Source organism: Sporosarcina cyprini (genome assembly GCF_022048975.1).
Lineage (GTDB): Bacteria > Bacillota > Bacilli > Bacillales_A > Planococcaceae > Sporosarcina > Sporosarcina cyprini.
The window spans coordinates 1-16,243 of sequence record NZ_JAKMHX010000035.1; the positions used below are offsets into that span (position 1 = coordinate 1).

12 protein-coding genes and 1 pseudogene are annotated in these 16,243 nt (G+C 43.1%); all 13 read right to left on the reverse strand.

Features of this window, described 5'->3' with window-relative positions:
* Positions 1 to 135: 135 nt before the first annotated feature.
* Positions 136 to 531: pseudogene (locus tag L7D49_RS18030) on the reverse strand (polymorphic toxin type 50 domain-containing protein); the annotation flags it as partial.
* Positions 532 to 1,142: 611 nt separating this feature from the next.
* Positions 1,143 to 1,664 carry a hypothetical protein gene (locus L7D49_RS18035; RefSeq protein ID WP_238083527.1) on the reverse strand — a complete coding sequence of 174 codons (522 nt, stop codon included), beginning with the start codon at positions 1,662 to 1,664 and terminating at the stop codon, positions 1,143 to 1,145.
* Positions 1,665 to 2,437: 773 nt separating this feature from the next.
* Positions 2,438 to 2,797: a hypothetical protein gene (locus L7D49_RS18040; protein ID WP_238083529.1), complete on the reverse strand. Its 360-nt coding sequence runs from the start codon at positions 2,795 to 2,797 to the stop codon at positions 2,438 to 2,440.
* A gap of 54 nt (positions 2,798 to 2,851) precedes the next feature.
* Positions 2,852 to 3,229 (reverse strand): hypothetical protein, encoded by a 378-nt coding sequence (locus L7D49_RS18045; protein WP_238083531.1) that lies wholly within the window; start codon positions 3,227 to 3,229, stop codon positions 2,852 to 2,854.
* Positions 3,230 to 3,757: 528 nt separating this feature from the next.
* On the reverse strand, positions 3,758 to 4,066 hold the full coding sequence (locus L7D49_RS18050; RefSeq protein ID WP_238083533.1) for a hypothetical protein: 309 nt from the start codon (positions 4,064 to 4,066) through the stop codon (positions 3,758 to 3,760).
* A gap of 11 nt (positions 4,067 to 4,077) precedes the next feature.
* The gene (locus L7D49_RS18055) at positions 4,078 to 5,655 is read right to left on the reverse strand and encodes a ribonuclease YeeF family protein (RefSeq protein ID WP_238083534.1); all 1,578 of its coding nucleotides are present in this window, start codon (positions 5,653 to 5,655) and stop codon (positions 4,078 to 4,080) included.
* 407 nt (positions 5,656 to 6,062) lie between these two features.
* Positions 6,063 to 6,227 carry a hypothetical protein gene (locus L7D49_RS18060; protein ID WP_238083537.1) on the reverse strand — a complete coding sequence of 55 codons (165 nt, stop codon included), beginning with the start codon at positions 6,225 to 6,227 and terminating at the stop codon, positions 6,063 to 6,065.
* Positions 6,228 to 6,254: 27 nt separating this feature from the next.
* Complete coding sequence (locus L7D49_RS18065) at positions 6,255 to 7,643, reverse strand: ribonuclease YeeF family protein (protein WP_238083539.1); 1,389 nt, start codon at positions 7,641 to 7,643, stop codon at positions 6,255 to 6,257.
* Positions 7,640 to 7,945, reverse strand: a complete 306-nt coding sequence (locus L7D49_RS18070; protein ID WP_238083541.1) for a YwqI/YxiC family protein — start codon at positions 7,943 to 7,945, stop codon at positions 7,640 to 7,642. Before L7D49_RS18070 ends, L7D49_RS18065 begins: the two co-directional genes overlap by 4 nt.
* Positions 7,946 to 8,014: 69 nt before the next feature.
* Complete coding sequence (locus L7D49_RS18075; protein ID WP_238083543.1) at positions 8,015 to 8,395, reverse strand: YwqH-like family protein; 381 nt, start codon at positions 8,393 to 8,395, stop codon at positions 8,015 to 8,017.
* Positions 8,392 to 8,919, reverse strand: coding sequence for a type VII secretion EssA family protein (locus L7D49_RS18080; protein WP_238083545.1), 528 nt, complete (start codon positions 8,917 to 8,919; stop codon positions 8,392 to 8,394). The genes L7D49_RS18075 and L7D49_RS18080 overlap by 4 nt, the downstream gene beginning before the upstream one ends.
* Positions 8,916 to 11,744, reverse strand: a complete 2,829-nt coding sequence (gene esaA / locus L7D49_RS18085) for a type VII secretion protein EsaA (protein WP_238083547.1) — start codon at positions 11,742 to 11,744, stop codon at positions 8,916 to 8,918. Before esaA ends, L7D49_RS18080 begins: the two co-directional genes overlap by 4 nt.
* The gene (gene essC / locus L7D49_RS18090) at positions 11,741 to 16,219 is read right to left on the reverse strand and encodes a type VII secretion protein EssC (protein WP_238083549.1); all 4,479 of its coding nucleotides are present in this window, start codon (positions 16,217 to 16,219) and stop codon (positions 11,741 to 11,743) included. The genes esaA and essC overlap by 4 nt, the downstream gene beginning before the upstream one ends.
* Positions 16,220 to 16,243: the final 24 nt, after the last annotated feature.

The window sequence follows — 16,243 nt, forward strand, 5'->3', positions numbered from 1 at the left end:
GTTTCGAAAACTGTATCTAACTCGCCAATAATCCTTAATCCATTTTCCCATTCTAGAATCATGTCACGATCTTCATAATTTATTATTGTTTCTATTAAAGAGTCATACCACATATGCATCCTCTTTTCTTTTTTTTTATGGTCTTGATGGTACTATATGAGCACCGTCTTTTCCATAATGTATTATTCCTTTAGTAGTCTCAAGGTATTTACCTGTATCGCGATCATAGTATTTCCCAATTGGTTTACCAAAGTCTACTCTTTCTTTTTTACCGTTCGGTAGTAGTTGACCTTTCCCCGCAAACTTATCAAGCAGTTCTTGTGCTGTTTTATTATCACCATAGAAAATACTCTTATTTTTTCCATTTGCAATTTCTTGAGCACCTGGCTTTACTTTAACTGGGAACCCATTGACTTCTCTATAAGGTCCGATAGGTACTGAATTCTTACCATAAGAAGGTACACCATTATCCCTACCCTTAGTCCCCAACCCACCAGTCTTCTTCGGCTCCTCTACCTTTTCAACCTTCTTAATCTTCCCGCCCATTCCATTCTGCTCAACTTGTAGGTTTTTTGAGCTGCCTTGGGACCTTTTCCAAACGGGGTCAAGAAAAAGGCAGCGGTCGCTTTTTGCGCGAACATTGTGTCATTGTCTATGATGGTTTTAACATCTTCAAGGAACAAGAAGTCAAGGGCACCTTTAACTGCACCTAGCACGACTCCGCCAAACCCAGGCGGGATCATGCCGCCGTCAATAAATAAAAAGCCGTTTATTCGACTCTAATGAATAAGCTATTTGAATATCAATAGTTTATAGGATTTTTCTAATTGTGAAATTATTGAAACATAAAATAAAAACCCCCTTGATTTATTAAAAGGGGGAGTAGTATTCCAAAACAACTTTTACCTTATTATAACGCTTGGAGTGTATGTCGTTAGTTTCTATTACATCATTTGGTGTAATAAACACACAATGTCCAGCTTGGTTTGGCTCATAAATACCAGAACTTTCTTGAAGAAACCAATTTATTTATTCAGAGTTTGTAACTTTAAACAAAGTCCATTCGCTCTACACCGTAGTGTTGATGTGGCGTAAGACAATAAAGAGACCTTGAAAGGGTAACCAATCAATATACAATAGTTTTAAAAATTTGCAGTCACATCTAAAGTTTTAAATGTTGATGGTGCATTTGCTTTAGAAGCATATAATTGAGGACTTTCCAAATTTGACATATTGAATATTTCACCAGATTGTAATTCTATGAAATTTTCCAACCCCGCTATTAATTGTTTATAGTCAATTTTTTTATATATCTCGATAGGTAACGTAATTATTATGTGTGAATATTTTAATCTATTTGTCCTACATATATATGCATTGTAATCAAAAGCCGCTGTTTCAAATTTATCCGGAAGACTATATATAGATAACGATGAAATTTCTTCTTTATTTTCTATTGCACTCAATAAGTTCTTTTCTACTCTTTTTATAGGAGAAATTTTGCTACTTTTAATTGATTCATTAGAAACAGCCATATAATTCGGGGACAAATTTATTGACTTAATAAAATTTAATACATAGTTATAAAAGTATAACCATTTATCGGAATTTGAGGAATCAATTTCACCATACAGTACTATTGACGTTGTCAACCTTTCAACCATTATATAACCTCATCTTTCGTTATTTTTGTAGCAAAACTTGTAAGGATTTATCAAAAAACCTTGAAGACAGTAAGCATTCAAGATCTATATACAGTCCTATTCCTCCAATTTTACATTGGTACATACTACTGAAAACCACGGTTTCGAATAATCGGTGGTAAAAATCCCTAAATGTTGTTGCTCGACTGAACTCCCTGTCAGTTCTTTAAAAAGAACAATCGTAAAGAGACTTTCTTTGTTTACTGAATCGGAGCATAAGGGAATTTCAACGCTAATTTTGAAAATCAACTTTTTGGCAACCTTCAAAAATAATCTTCAATATTCTTGTAGTATCATGCCTATCTTGAATATCCCAATAATAATCAACATTAACCATCAGATCCATTAGGTTGTCAGACCATCTCTCACTTCAGTAACCACGCTATCCATAATGTCAAAATTTTTAATAATATCTTGGAAGCTTGCAGCCAACACTTTCTCTCACCTACTTTTTAAAATAGAAATGTATCGCATCTCTTAATTCTTGCCTTTACTATCTTCACCACATATTAAACCTTGAAAGGCATATTAGCCAATCAAGGTTCAATTATTTTATATACTTTTATTTATTTCAACGCTTCTTCTAATTTATTCTTTTCATGTTCTAACATAATGCTTACTATAACACCACAACCCATTTTATCTTTGTCTAAAGCCAATCCCACATTTCGTCGCTGGGCAGCCCCGTCAAAAAAAGAAACCTTGAAAGCCAATCAAAGTTCCACAATACTGATTTAACCGTTTTGATGTTCCTTTTTTGCTAAATCAATCGCTACGGCTAATTTAATTCGAAAAATTTTACTCAAACCTCTTTGAAAATCCTTCAGATTAAAAGTTTCAATTATAGGTAATTCTGAATGATGGACTCTACTAATCTCAATTTTTTCTATTCTATCAAGATCCACTAAAATAGTGAATATATCTTCGCTCTGGTCTGGTGTCCAATTTAAAATATATGCGCTTTTTACTTCTCCAAAAGTAGTTCTTAACACATTCAATATTGCTTCTGCTTTACCATCTCGAGCCAAAACAATGTTCGAACCTTCTAACTCCTTTCTGAAATCCTGTTCCTGTTTGCTTCCGATTAGTTTCATTTTATCACCCCTGGTGTAGTAGTAACTAAATTACGGCTTTAGCATCTAATACCTTCATAACTTTGTTAAAGTCGGTTCATTTGTTGTTAGCAACTCTATACCAGTGTCAACTCTATCAAACACAAGATAATGTTTTATGTTTTTCGTAGGCATCGTTCCAGAAATTTGGAATATAAAGTTATTTAAATAACTTGAGTCAGTCACCATGAATATTCTATTATTTCGGAGAACATCCACTGGTATAGTAGAAATCCTATCAATAAAACCATTCTCAACCGAATATCTTATATCCAATACATCTTTAAATTGTAATTTAAATTTATTGTTTTCAGTGTTAGAGAAATAAATCACAAAATCTCTGTTACCACCCTTGAGCTCTTCAATAAACTCAATATCTAAGTTTAATTTTTCATATGAAATTACTTTTTCCATGTTTTTCTCCTTAATTCTTTGTACTCAAAGTTGAGAGCATTTTCTTCAAATTATTTAACGAGTAGTATTCCAAAACTGCATTTACTTTATTACAACTGTTGTTAGTATTTCGATTACATCATTTGGTGTAAAAACACATAATGTCTAACTTGGTTCGGCTCATAAATACCCGAACATTCATCAAGAAACCAATTCATAAATTCAGAGTTTGTAACTTTAAACAAATGACATCCGTTGTAAAAATCTCCACCGTAATGTTGATCCAAATAATTTAGCCTTTTTAACAAGGAGCCTTCATCTATATTTCTATAGGCTAATACGCCATCTTCAAACTTAAATACAACTTTCTTTTGATTGTTTTCGTCACCAAACTCTAATATATAATTCCTTCCTTACTATCCAGATTCTTCTTTTATTTGATTATAGAATAGCTATTACAGAGATTAATCCCATGGCACCTAGTAACTCAGAATGAAACAAAAAAGAAACCTTGAAAGGCATCAAACCAATCAAGGTCTATAATTTATTTTAAAAGTTTAATTTTTTTTCGATTATATATTTATTTCCAACTTTCTCTCTAACTAGGGTTGTCGCATTTTTAATTTTAAGAATAAACTCATTTTTTTCTATTTCGTTAGTAAACCCTTTAAACTCAAAGTTAATAGCATCATCTTCATACAATCCATCATATATACTTTGTATTTCTACAAACATATTATCAATCTCAGCATCATTTTTAAGTTCCTCAACTAAATCATTTTCTACCAATTCATCATTTTCGTTATACACCCACATCGGAAAACATTTGTATTCTAAAAATATTTTGATTTTTTTCATTTTCAAACTCCTTATGGTAATGATGTTGGATTAGCACCCACAATAAACCCATTATTCCCTACAGTAATAGCGACTCTTTGTTTTTGGCCATTGAATACCACTTCGTATATTGGTCTCCCTTGTCCCCGACCTTGATATCCAACAACTTTACCCTCACTTAATGCTTTCATTAACAAATCTGGTATATCATTAGTTTTTATTCCCTTTGCTGCAAATTCATCTGCGTGTCTCATTACATGATAAAAACCTGCTTTTGAGTTTCCTTTTTCAAGCCATACTAATTTACCATTAGAAGTTTTAGTTACAGCCAATACATCAGCAGGATTATGTTTAACTCCACTTTCCGATAATTCCCTCAATAAATTAAATGGTTTTAAATTTCCATTTTCTATATCCTTAGTCCCTTCCAACCCACCAGTCTTTTTCGGCTCCTCCACCTTTTCAACCTTCTTAATCTTCCCGCCCATTGCTTTCCTGCTCAATTTATAAGTTTTTTGGCTACCCTTGAGGATCTTTCCGTGGGGAGTCAGGAAAAAGACAGCGGTCGCTTTTTGCGTGAATGTTGTATCCTTGTCTATGATGGTTTCAACATCTTCAAGGAACCAGAAGTCAAGGGCACCTTTAACTGCACCTAGCACGAATCCGCCAAACCCAGGTGGTATCATCCCCCCACCGAACATAGGCTCCACTGGACCTTTGACGGCGCGAAAGTCCATTACGGGATCACCGTCTGTCGCATAGGCTTGCCGGTTCAGTCCTACATTTTCTGATGGAGAATACTTGGCCATTTCAGCGTAAAGCTTCTCCAGCTCCTCTTTGTCACGGACTTTTTCCATCTCGTTGATTGTCGCTTCGAGGTCTTTTCCTAGCTGTTCCTTCGACTTTGATCCAGTCATGACACTGGCCAGCACAGTGCCTCTGTAAGCCATGTCCGTCTGTAGGAGGTTTTTGGCGAGCAGCTCGGCCCATTGCCCCGTGTCGTAGTGAATATCGGACGTGTTTTCTGTAAATAGGCTGGATGCGTCCGCAATCCAGCGTTCCATCACTTGTAGATGGTTGTCGATGGCTATTAGTGCATTGGTTTGCTCTGAATCAAATGTATTTAGCTCCGTGACTGTATTATCGCGTTTTCGCTTCGCTGTGTAAATGCCGTCCTGTACATTGCTGTCGTCCAGATGCGGCAAGGCAACGATGTCGGCCACTTTGTTCATGATTTGATTCGCTTCGTCTGTCAGACTTGCGGTGATTCGGGCTATTTCATCCAGGCCCTGCTCCACTTCCCCTTCTAGAAAGCTCTCTTGGATCCATCCTGAAGGATGTGGTTCCAATGTAGTTAATGCAGCTGTCATTCGTTCCAGTACATTCACGAAGTCACTCTGCATCATATGGAAGAGCTGGATGAACGGCAAATGCACTTCATCATAGAACGAACGAATGGCTTGGCCGCCTTCTCCTTTAAATACTTCATCTAACGCTACAAATGTCTCGATTGTTGTTTCGATTGCTGTTATTTCAGTTTCGAGCCGATTCAACGCACTCAGCATATTTCGCAATCCTTCTTGAAACGGTTGGACTGCCAGTATTTTCACTTTTCCCTCACCCCTATTTCATCACGGAAACCCCTTCTCACACCCTCCAGGCGTTTCAATAAATTACTTGTATTTCCATCTGTACTTCTAAAAAAACAGAATGCCGAGGCATCCTGCCAGAGTGTAGACAAAGTCGATTTTAACTTTGTCTACACTTTTGTAATTGCTTTTTCGACTAATTAGCACACACCTCAGCCTGGCTTGAAAACGCTTGCCATTGAAGAAGGCAGTCTCAGAGCGCGACGTCCTGTCGCGACGACTGCAGACCTGCATCCATGCAGGCCCGCGAAGGCGAGCGAAGACTCGAATAGAACTAAAGTTCATGAGAGGACGAGCGAGCCGAGCAACAACGTATGAAAGCGTTTGTCAACAGGCTGACAGGATGCCTAGGCATCCTGCTATTTGGTTTATTTAAAGAATGGAATAAAGTACTCCAACAGAAGGATGATGGTGACAATCGCAATAATTTGGATTGCGGTTACGTGCCACTTTGTCTTTTTGTCCTTTTCCCACACATAATTGTTGAGGATGACTACTGCTGCGATGACTAATGTTAGTTGAATCGGACCCATTCTCCGCCTCCTACTGGAAACTGTTTGTTACCCTTTGAACTTTTTGGTAGTGACTTCTCCATCCGGGGTTATGACAAAGCGAACCCGATGTGGCCAATTCTTTCCTTCATCTTCACTAAGATATAAAATGACCTCTTTCGTCCCGATTGAAGGTACCGTCGTGCCAATAATTTCTCCCCATACTGGCACTTTCTTTTGGATTTCGTAGGATGCGACCCCTTTGCCGATTGATCCCGCGTGAGGTAATGGCACTTTCTTATTAAAGAGATCAGCGGCTTTAGTCGAGCCGGGTATTTTCCCTAACACTTTGAATATACCTGCCGTTCCATAGAAATTAGCTACTGCTTCTGCGGATTTAGCAGAGTAGTAATTGAAGCGTCCCATCTCGGCTCCCTGTGTATAATACTGTAAATCCGGATTGTCTTTGAAAATGATGAGCTTTCCATCTTTCACCATATAGTTGACATCATGTCCGTAAAGATCCAGTTTGTCTGGCCGCACGCCAAGCGAATCGTAATTAATTGGCGCTCCTTTACTGACGACATGATTTCCATGTTCTCGTTTCCAAATAATATTTCCTTCTGCCAGCTCTTCCAACGGTTTATCCGTTACTGCCATTCGTTCTTCGATGGACGAACGGTCCGACACCTTCAGCATTTCTTTTAAGTCTTCTAGCTTGAAATAGCCATTGCCTACTTGTTCCTTCGTTTCTCCACTGGCCAGTTTCCCTCCGACCGGAGTTGTTCTATGATCCATAACGGTTTGCAAGGGTGTCGTGGAGGCATATTTAGCCCACTGTTCTGTCGGGAAGGACACATCTGTTAAGTTCTCTTCCATTAAGCCTTGAATATCCGCCAACCAAAGTTCCATTGTCAGCAAATCGGATTCAACACTCGTTAACGATTCGGTTTGTATCCTATCAAAGGTATTCAAGTCTGCGATTGTCTGGTCTCTTCGCTTCTTCGAATTTCCGATGCCTGTCTGGACATCGCTGTCATTTAATTTGGGTAAGGCGACAATGTCAGAGACCTTCGCAATAATTGCATTCGCTTCCTCTGTCAGACTCGCAATCACCCTTGAAATTTCAGACAGTCCCTCTTCCACCTCTCCCAACAAAAAGCTTTCTTGAATATAGCCGTCCGGATTCGGTTCAAGCGCTTCGAGTGCACCTTTTATTTGGGAAAGGACGCTATAGAAATTGCTTTTGAATAGTTGCATGAACTGAAGGAACGGCAGATGACATTCCTTGTAAAAGGATCGGATTGCACTGCCACCCTTCCCTTTTAACTCTTCCTCCAGCCCTACAAGTTTTTGGATCGTCTCATCTATTTTCTTCATTTCCCCTTCGAGACGATCGAGCATTTCCTTATTGTTTTCAAGCCCTTCTGAAAAGGTGCTGACCTTGAGGATTTTCATTCGATCGCTCCCTTCAGACCCATTGCACTTCCTGCCGCGGAAATTCCCTTCCCAATTGTTTCGTCGGCGGCCTGCAGGAATTGAACTGAGTTCTCCGTTGTTTCTACATTTTTCAGCAGCAGCGTTTGGTAATTGGTCAAGAGTGCCTCCAATTTCGTTTGCAATTCAGTTAGTTTTGTTACGACATCCAGTTGGTTTTGAGAGATGGCAGGCACGGCTGTAGGATCCAGCCCGTCAGTCGCCCCTTGGATTTCACCCAGTTTGCTTTCAACCTCTTCATAGACAATTTTCATTTCCGTCATGAGAAAGCCTCCTCTGTAGAACGTTCATCTTGCTTCATCTTTGTAAACGGAGATTGACACGAACCCCGTTTATTTACTTCCTTGCTTGGCGGTTTCCTTGGCCGCTGCTTCCTTTGCCGCCTGCTCTGCTAACAAACGGTCAATCGTTGCCTGGATGCTTGCGATCTCGGCATTCAGTTCTGCAATTTTCGCATCGATTGCATCGTACACTTTCGTAAATTGATCTCCGGAAAGCTCCACATAGGAGGCATGAATATCCGCTTCCCGTATCTCATCAAATTCATCGGCGTGCTTGCCATGCCATGTGGTTAGGGTCAGTTCAGGCTCCATGCACTTCTTTTCGTTGTCGTGAAACTCGCTCTGCTTGCCGGAAAGTTCCCCTTTGCATGCCTTCAGCCTGGCCACATCGTTCATTAATTTCGCCTTCAAGGTAATATAGAAACCTATCAAACTGTTTTCCTCCTTTTCCTCTCCCTGACAGGGGATTCCTGTATGGTTTTTGGAATGAATACGGTGAAGAGTATGACCGTTCCGATCACGATCAACAAAACGAATAGCAAGGTTCGGCCGTTGCTGTCACGTTGTTGCTCCACGGGGATATACGAACTGACAGTTGCCTCATTCTTTCGGACGGCTGTCTTGGTAAACAGGCCAATTTCCTTCGACCTTGCCGCGACGGTGCTTCTCTCCCCACGCACATCGGTCCTGAATAGATAGGAACTGTCGCCACGTGCAGGCAACCGGCGACTCCCGTCGAAATGCAGGTTGAATTGCTTTTCGGGGAGTGTATTTTTCATTTCGATCTTACCTGCGTCATGTAAGTAATCCGTGTTCTTGTTAAACCTCAATTTCTCATAGAGGACCGGCTCCAAATCTTCGATCGAGCCATCTGCAGCGGCAGATCCTCTAGCCTGCATACTGAAGATGACGCTGCACAGTAGTACCATCACGACGATGGATTTCGCTGCTTTCATATCTCCTCCACTACTGGCGGTTCCCCATTTTTTGGCCGGTTCACAAAATATGAAATAGCTAACATGCAAACCGCTATTGTCGCTACAATGGCAGTTCCCCAGCCAAAGAGTGTTTCAGGATCATATTTAATGGAGATAAACACTTTTGAAACCAAATCAGGAATTTTGATTTCCGGTACGCCAAGCACGAGTAACGGCATAATATATAGTCCCATCAATACGATGGACGCAAGCCACCCGAGTCCCAGGCTTATATCGAGTGCCGTTTTGATAATAGCTGATCCAGCGAGCAGTAACAGAATGGTGAAAATGGTCCACTGGATGGCACGGTCGTCGCGCAGAATATACATGTTCACGCTATATAAGCTGATGATCAAGCCTACTAGCAATGAAAGAATCGTAATCATTCCAAGATCCCATAAAACGGAAGCCCCTTTAATTCGATGGGCGAAAAAGCCGATCGCAAGACTGCTGAGCAGCAAGATGATGAAGAGGATAAGTGGCGGCACTTTGGCCATCTCATCTGCCACGACTGCCTCTCCTTTCACTTCCAATGGGTTCACTAAATAGTTGAAGACATACCCGTTTTCTTGCCCATCCACGTAGGTGTTCGCCAAATAACTTTGAATGTCATCTTTGAATGCTGACATCTCTGTTAGATTTTTCTGCCATTTATTTCCGAACGCTAATGAGCTCTCTTTTATATCATTCGCTTTTCCATAAAGATCTGAAGCATAGTTGACCAAGCCGTTTTGCCGCTCGGATAGTGAAACCATCTGACTGCTTAAGGAAGCAAGCTGTGAACTGACATTTTGTTGGCCGCCCATGACTTGCCCTTCAGATACATTTTGAGCAGGTTCCCCTTCCGTCGATTGCAGCTGTGCCAATAGGGCGGATGCCTGCTCGTCGAGCGTATTCAGGTCGTTCTGCAGCTCAGTATGCTGCTCTTCCATTGATTTTTCATAACCGGACATGATTGCGGCAAATGAGGTGCTGACATTCTCCATGCTGAGTTCAGTTTCCGGAATGCTGGTGCCGAGAGCTTTCCAGCTTTCCAATTCCTCCACATTGAGCTCCACAACCTCTTCCAGCATCTCCTTCGTCCTGTCATCCTGCAGCAGCTCTTGCTTTGTTGTTCCTCCTTGACGCTCTTCCAGCATGAATTCGTATTGATCTAACTTCGCAAAATAGGCTAGAAGCGAGTCAAAGTTCACATGTGCATTATTTTGCTTGAAGACATTACCGAGCTGCTCTTTTTCTACAGCTGATAATGCCGGATTTTTCAGCAACTCCTGTTCTTTCAATTCAATGGCATATCGGATGGCGGCCTGATCCGGTGTATTGTTTTCCAGAATCGTTTGCAGGCTCTCATATTTTTCGGCCAGCATCTCAAATGAAGCCTGCAATTCATTGAACTCCGAGGACGCGGTTCTGTAGTCACCCGTGTCTGTGCTAACCATCTCGTTAAGTGTTTGGGCCTTCGCCATGATGGCTTCGTTCAACGTTTGCATGTCAGATTCCAACTGGCTAATACTAGCACCCAGCTGCTGGCTTGCTTCATCTTCTCCCAATTGGGATTTCAGCGTAGATAAGCCTGCTAGAATTGCCTGCATTTCCTGTTGTTCCTCCGCCAGATTCGGAGTTGTCCGGCCGGCTTTTTCTGTTGTCTTCGCCGCCAGCTGTTCTTTAATAGCGGCCCAGTCTTTTACATAAGGGAGTCCGTCAATCTGCCCGGAACCCGTCGACAGCTCGCCTTTTTTCCCGGCCTCCACTTCTTGGCCGACTCGATTGAATAATCGATAGGCATACCGGTCAATTGCTGTTCCTTGCACCGTCAGCAACTCTTCCACTTGACGGGATACTTGCTGCTGCCGCATTTCCGCCAAAGCGAGGAGCCGCTCTTTATTGGCATCGATCGCTTCATTCACTTCCGTGATGCGGGAATTCAACTCTTCGTTATTCTCCTCCAAAGTTTGCAAGGACTCGTTGTAACGCTCCGTCTGCACAGCGGCTGCCTGTTTAATTTTCTCCAGGCTGCTGCTCTGCATATGGAGGAGCAGTTCCTTTTGTTCCGCCTGATAGTACTTATACTTTTCAACGTATGAAATGAACTCCGACAGTTCGGAACTGAAAGCTTCTGTGCTTTGAATATGAGATGCGTGGGCTTCGCCTGCATTGCCGATCAGGGACCGGAGCCCTTCCACCTGCTCCTTCTGCTGTCTCATCTTTTCCGCCAATTGTTCGGAGCCCGGCATGTAGTAGGCTGACATGGCGTCGAGGAATTCGGTCTCCTTCGTCAGGATCTTATCGAATTCTTTTTTGATATGATCCATTTCATTGGCGACATAGCTCCAATAAAGTGTAGATATTTTTTCATTCACCCGATTAGAGGCTTCATCTATCTCACGCAGAACTCTTTCCTTTTGCAATCCGTCCTTTTGCCTTTGCACTTGATACGTGAATTCCGCTTTTTCAGGACTTTGCTCATCGTAAGACATGACGCGATTTGAAAAGTCGGATGGGATATAGACGATGGCATCGTACTGGTTGGATTTCAAGCCGTTTGTCGCCGTTCCTCGCCCCATCACTTTCCATTCGTACTCGGAATTGTCGGATAGGATGGAGACGACCTCCTTGCCCATCTCGACCGGTTCACCATCTCTCGCAACGCCAAGATCTTCGTTAACAATCGCGATGATCCGCTTCTGATGGCCGTTCATATGCAATAGACTGCCGCCCATCAACTGAAAGAACAGGACGGGGACGGCGAGTATCACTAACAAACCGGCGATCAATTGTATTTTTTTTCGTTTGCTGCTATTCATTGCGCTATCTTCCTCTCCAGCTGGCATAAGGGCGTAAGTAGTTTCCAATCCTGGCCGTTAAGAATGTAGTGGGCATAGCCCATCGGCAACTCCGGCTCTTTGCGCTCGTAAGGGATTGTATATAAGGTCTGCTCTGATTTCCTCATGAACAGGACAGCCTGTCGGACCAGTTTCAGCTCATTCGTCAATACATCGTATCCTTTGGTCACTTCCGCATTGCTGATGGAGACGATGATATTGAAGCCTAAATGTGTATATTTCTTCATCAGCTTCGCCAAGCGGTCTTGGATGCCGGCATCGACTGTCTGCAAGAATCTTGTATATCCATCGATAATGAAATAGGAAGGCAGGATCGGAGTCTGTTTCCCTTTTTGGAGATTCTCCAAATAGACTTGCTCCGTCCGCTCAAAGTAAAGCTCCACTACTTGCAGCCAATCTGTAAGCCGCTCCTTCGTTTCCAAATAGTCCACTTCATGTCCCTTCCCGAATTCGGCCAAGCCTCTGTCGAACGAATCGAAAATGCCGATGAATCCTTTTTCTTGCTCGTTCAATTGTTGGAGGAGCAATTTCAACAAGTTGGTCTTTCCTCTTTGCGGCTGTCCGATGATCAAGCAATGGTTTGTTTTTGTAAAATCAAGGACGATCGGCTGAACGGTATTTTCGTCCAATCCAATTGGTAGCTGTCCTGCTTTCAGGCGGCGATCCATATAGTCATAGAAATTGTTTGTTGTCAATTCAAGCGGCAGCATTGGAATCGGCTTCGGCGTTCGGCATCCTTCGTACTTTGATTTCAACGAACGAACCGTTTCTTTCATGGAATCGAGTACTTCCCAATCATTTGCACCAGGTGCCGGCAAGTAAAGCTGGGCAAAATAGGACTCTTCCTTTTTGATTGCGGCTCTTCCCGGGAAAGGTTCCAGATCAAACGGCAGTCGCCCAACAACACCGAATGCCTCTGACGAATCCATTAAGTAATGAACGATCTTCGTCTTCAAATTATTCATGAGGGACTGGCGAATGGATTGCGCCCTTGTCGTACTGACAAATAAATAAATCCCGAGCGCCTGCCCGTCTCTGCCGAACTGATTGATCGCAAGCTCGGTCTCTTCCATTTCCTCTCTGACAATATCGTAGTTATCGATGACGATGAACCATAACGGGAATGGTTCGTCGGCCACTTCGTTATACATCCGAATCGTATTTACTTCGGCCTGCTGGAATGCCCGCTTTCGCTTTGTCATCTCTTCTGTGATCCGCTTGATCAGTTTCGTACGCTTCAAATCTTCCCCAAGGGTCAGATAATCCGCAGTGTGCGGAAGCTGCCTCAATGGCAGAAGCGAGCCATTACCGTAATCCAAAATATAAGCATGCGCCTGCTCCGGCGACAGCTTCTCACAGATGCCTAACAGCATCGTTAGAAGTGTATAGGATTTGCCGTAGCCCGGAGAGCCAAATACGCCGACATTTCCATCTTCCATTAGCTGATAGCCGATCTGGGTTTGACTCTGTTTCTCTGCTTCATCAATCATGCCGATCGGCACGGCTGCCGTATCCTTTTCAATCAAAGCCGGTTTTTCGATCCGCATAGCAAGAGGTGGCAGCCATGGACTTCTCAGCTTGCGGATACCCATATCGTGTTGCACAGATACAATTTTCTCCGTTACCACTTCAATTTCAGTAATTTTCGCTTTGCCTTTATCGGAACGTGTCCGGATGCCGGATAGTGGATACAGGCCGAGATCGGTCACGATGGCGATCTCATCCTCCCCTTCGAATGTTTCCTCTAAATACGGAGACCGGCTATACGCGGATTGGAAAAGTTCGTACACTTCATTGTTGCCGACTTGCATATAGCCTCGGCCGGTTACAGTAATGGAAGCCGCGTCATTATTCTTCAAGATTTCCTTACTATCGGATTCATCCTGCACCTTCAATGCGACGCGGAAACGGGCATTACTCCAGATTTGCTCATCGATGACACCACCTGGCTTCTGTGTCGCCAGTATGAGATGGACACCTAAGCTCCGCCCGATACGCGCCGTACTGACAAGTTCCCGGATGAACTCCGGTTCTTCACTTTTCAGCTCGGCGAATTCATCTGAAATAAGCAATAAATGCGGCATCGGCTCTTCAGCGACCCCTTCTTTATAGAGCGCTGTGTAATCATCAATGTGGGACACGCTGAACCGGTCAAATAGGATTTGCCTGCGTTTCAGCTCACTCTTGATCGAGGTCAGCGCCCGCATACTGAAGTTTTTGCTCCCCTCGATATTCGTAATTGTCCCTAGCAAATGCGGGATTTTCCGGAAAGGCTGTGCCATTCCGCCGCCTTTGTAGTCAATTAATAGAAAGGCGACTTCGTGAGGATGAAAATTCACGGCGAGCGATAAGATCAATGTCTGAAGGAATTCACTCTTCCCTGAACCGGTCGTTCCGGCTAACAATCCATGAGGTCCGTGCGCCTTTTCATGTAGATTCAATTCAACAAGCTCCGAATTCCCTTTCATACCGATCGGGACGGCAAGTGATTTCGCCGATTCATTAGATAACCAGAACTCATGGATCGGCAGCTGTTCCACTTCTTTCACGCCATACATTTCAAGAAAGCCGACCATTTTCGGTATGGAACTGACCATGCCGACTTGGTGGTTCAGCGTCTTCAACATCCGGGCAAACGTTTCATTCGTTCGGTCCTCCACCGTATCCAGGCGAAAGGGAATCCGGACAGCCCGTTTTTTATTCATGACGATTTCGCCTTCCCGCTCATTTAAATACCGGACTAGCGTTTTCGCGTTCTCAGGTATCCATTCCTGGGCGGATGCTGTAAAAATAACGGAAATTCCGAGTTCCTCCAATTGATTGCCTTCCAAATACTCCAAAATCATATGTTCAGCAATTAATTGATAATCAGAGATGATAAATACCAGATGAGGAGAATAAATCACCTTTCCTTTGTTTTCATCCACATCCCGCTCCCTGATAATTTCATACAGTGAAGACAACAGCTGATCACGCGTCTGCTCGTTATGAATGAATCCTTTCGCATGCATATGGGGAAGCGTGAAATGCGGAAGCCATTTCATCCATTTCACCTTTGGATAATCGGCGTGCTTGCAAATGTAGATAAACCGCACATCATGATAGCTATGGAAAAATGCAAGCTGGCCGAGAATTTGATTCAACTCTTTTCGGATAATCGAATCCTTCCCGATCAGGCCGACCATTCCGGAAGCGAGTCCTGCCGTAATGGGTGCGTCCTGGATTTCCTTGAACGCTTCCTCCATCATCCGGGACTGTTCCAGCAAATCATCTGTATCCCGGTTGGCAAGCTCTGATGTCGACATCGTGATTCCGTAACTGGACGGCACACTGCCGGTTCCAAGGCGGAATTCGAACGCATCATGGCTATCCAGTGTCTTCTCCCAAATCCGGCCGGATAGTTGGTTCGTCATATGTTTCATTTGCTCGAAAGAAGGAAAGTGGAAAGCGAGCACATCCTTCTGTTTTTTAGCTAATGTATAAAGCTCTTCGCGCATATTGCGTAAATATGCGGTATAGACCCGCTTCCTTTTTTCGTTACTCTGTTTTCTTCTTTTCTTATCATTGAAATATTGAATTGTGGAAGTTATGAGCGTCACGGTGAACATGGTGACCGAAATGATAATGAAAATTCCCCGTGGAATGAGAATCGCCACAAGCCCAAGCACGATGAGCATAGCAAGAGGCGGAGCAACAATGAGCCACAACCCTCTTCCTGTATACTCACTTTCCTGCGTTGGAAATGTGATTGTCACTCGTTCATCCGGCAAATCGTAAATCATACGGGGGGTCCTGCGGTATTCAGGATAGAGAGCAGCCATTTCTGAAGCAGGCAGCTCCATTTCCGGAAGTACAGTTTGCACTAGCGTAATCGAACGGATTGCGAGCACATCCTCTTCCAGTAAACGAAGCTCCATCCCACCCCACTGGAGGATATCCCCGCAAGCGAGCGCCGGACTCCCTTCCTGTTTTTCTCCGTTTATGTATAGAGGACAGTTCTTTTCCATCTCGATTCGCCAGCCTGTTGATAGTTTCAACAGTGAAAAACCGCCTGACGGCTTTCCGAGTGGATGCTCTGATTGAATGCTGCTGATCACCGCATCTCCACCCATCCCGACGGTTATTTCTTTTTCATCTCCGATAAAATACGCCTTTTCTTTCGATAACGCTTTCGTTAAGCGTAACGTCAGCAATCGCCCTTTCCGTGAAACGGAAACACCGTCTTCCATTGATAAAATGCCGAGTCTCTTTCCGGATTCCCGTATCGCAAATCCATCCTTCACTTCCTCAATGACAATCGAACCTTGCGGAAATGGAAAATCCAGCATGGTAATATCATCATCAACGGAAGACCCGATCGTCATGCGGTCAAAATCGTATTCATTGATCGGCACCCGTTGGTAATGCCGATCATAGAACAGCCAGAGTTCCAACATTATCCTCACCTACTTTCCAATGGC

Bases quoted from the DNA above. Each gene is read 5' to 3' on its own strand.
- L7D49_RS18035 (WP_238083527.1), bottom strand. From the start codon at position 1,664: ATGGTTGAAAGGTTGACAACGTCAATAGTACTGTATGGTGAAATTGAT.
- L7D49_RS18040 (WP_238083529.1), bottom strand. From the start codon at position 2,797: ATGAAACTAATCGGAAGCAAACAGGAACAGGATTTCAGAAAGGAGTTA.
- L7D49_RS18045 (WP_238083531.1), bottom strand. From the start codon at position 3,229: ATGGAAAAAGTAATTTCATATGAAAAATTAAACTTAGATATTGAGTTT.
- L7D49_RS18050 (WP_238083533.1), bottom strand. From the start codon at position 4,066: ATGAAAAAAATCAAAATATTTTTAGAATACAAATGTTTTCCGATGTGG.
- L7D49_RS18060 (WP_238083537.1), bottom strand. From the start codon at position 6,227: ATGGGTCCGATTCAACTAACATTAGTCATCGCAGCAGTAGTCATCCTC.
- L7D49_RS18065 (WP_238083539.1), bottom strand. From the start codon at position 7,643: ATGAAAATCCTCAAGGTCAGCACCTTTTCAGAAGGGCTTGAAAACAAT.
- L7D49_RS18070 (WP_238083541.1), bottom strand. From the start codon at position 7,945: ATGACGGAAATGAAAATTGTCTATGAAGAGGTTGAAAGCAAACTGGGT.
- L7D49_RS18080 (WP_238083545.1), bottom strand. From the start codon at position 8,919: ATGAAAGCAGCGAAATCCATCGTCGTGATGGTACTACTGTGCAGCGTC.
- esaA (WP_238083547.1), bottom strand. From the start codon at position 11,744: ATGAATAGCAGCAAACGAAAAAAAATACAATTGATCGCCGGTTTGTTA.
- essC (WP_238083549.1), bottom strand. From the start codon at position 16,219: ATGTTGGAACTCTGGCTGTTCTATGATCGGCATTACCAACGGGTGCCG.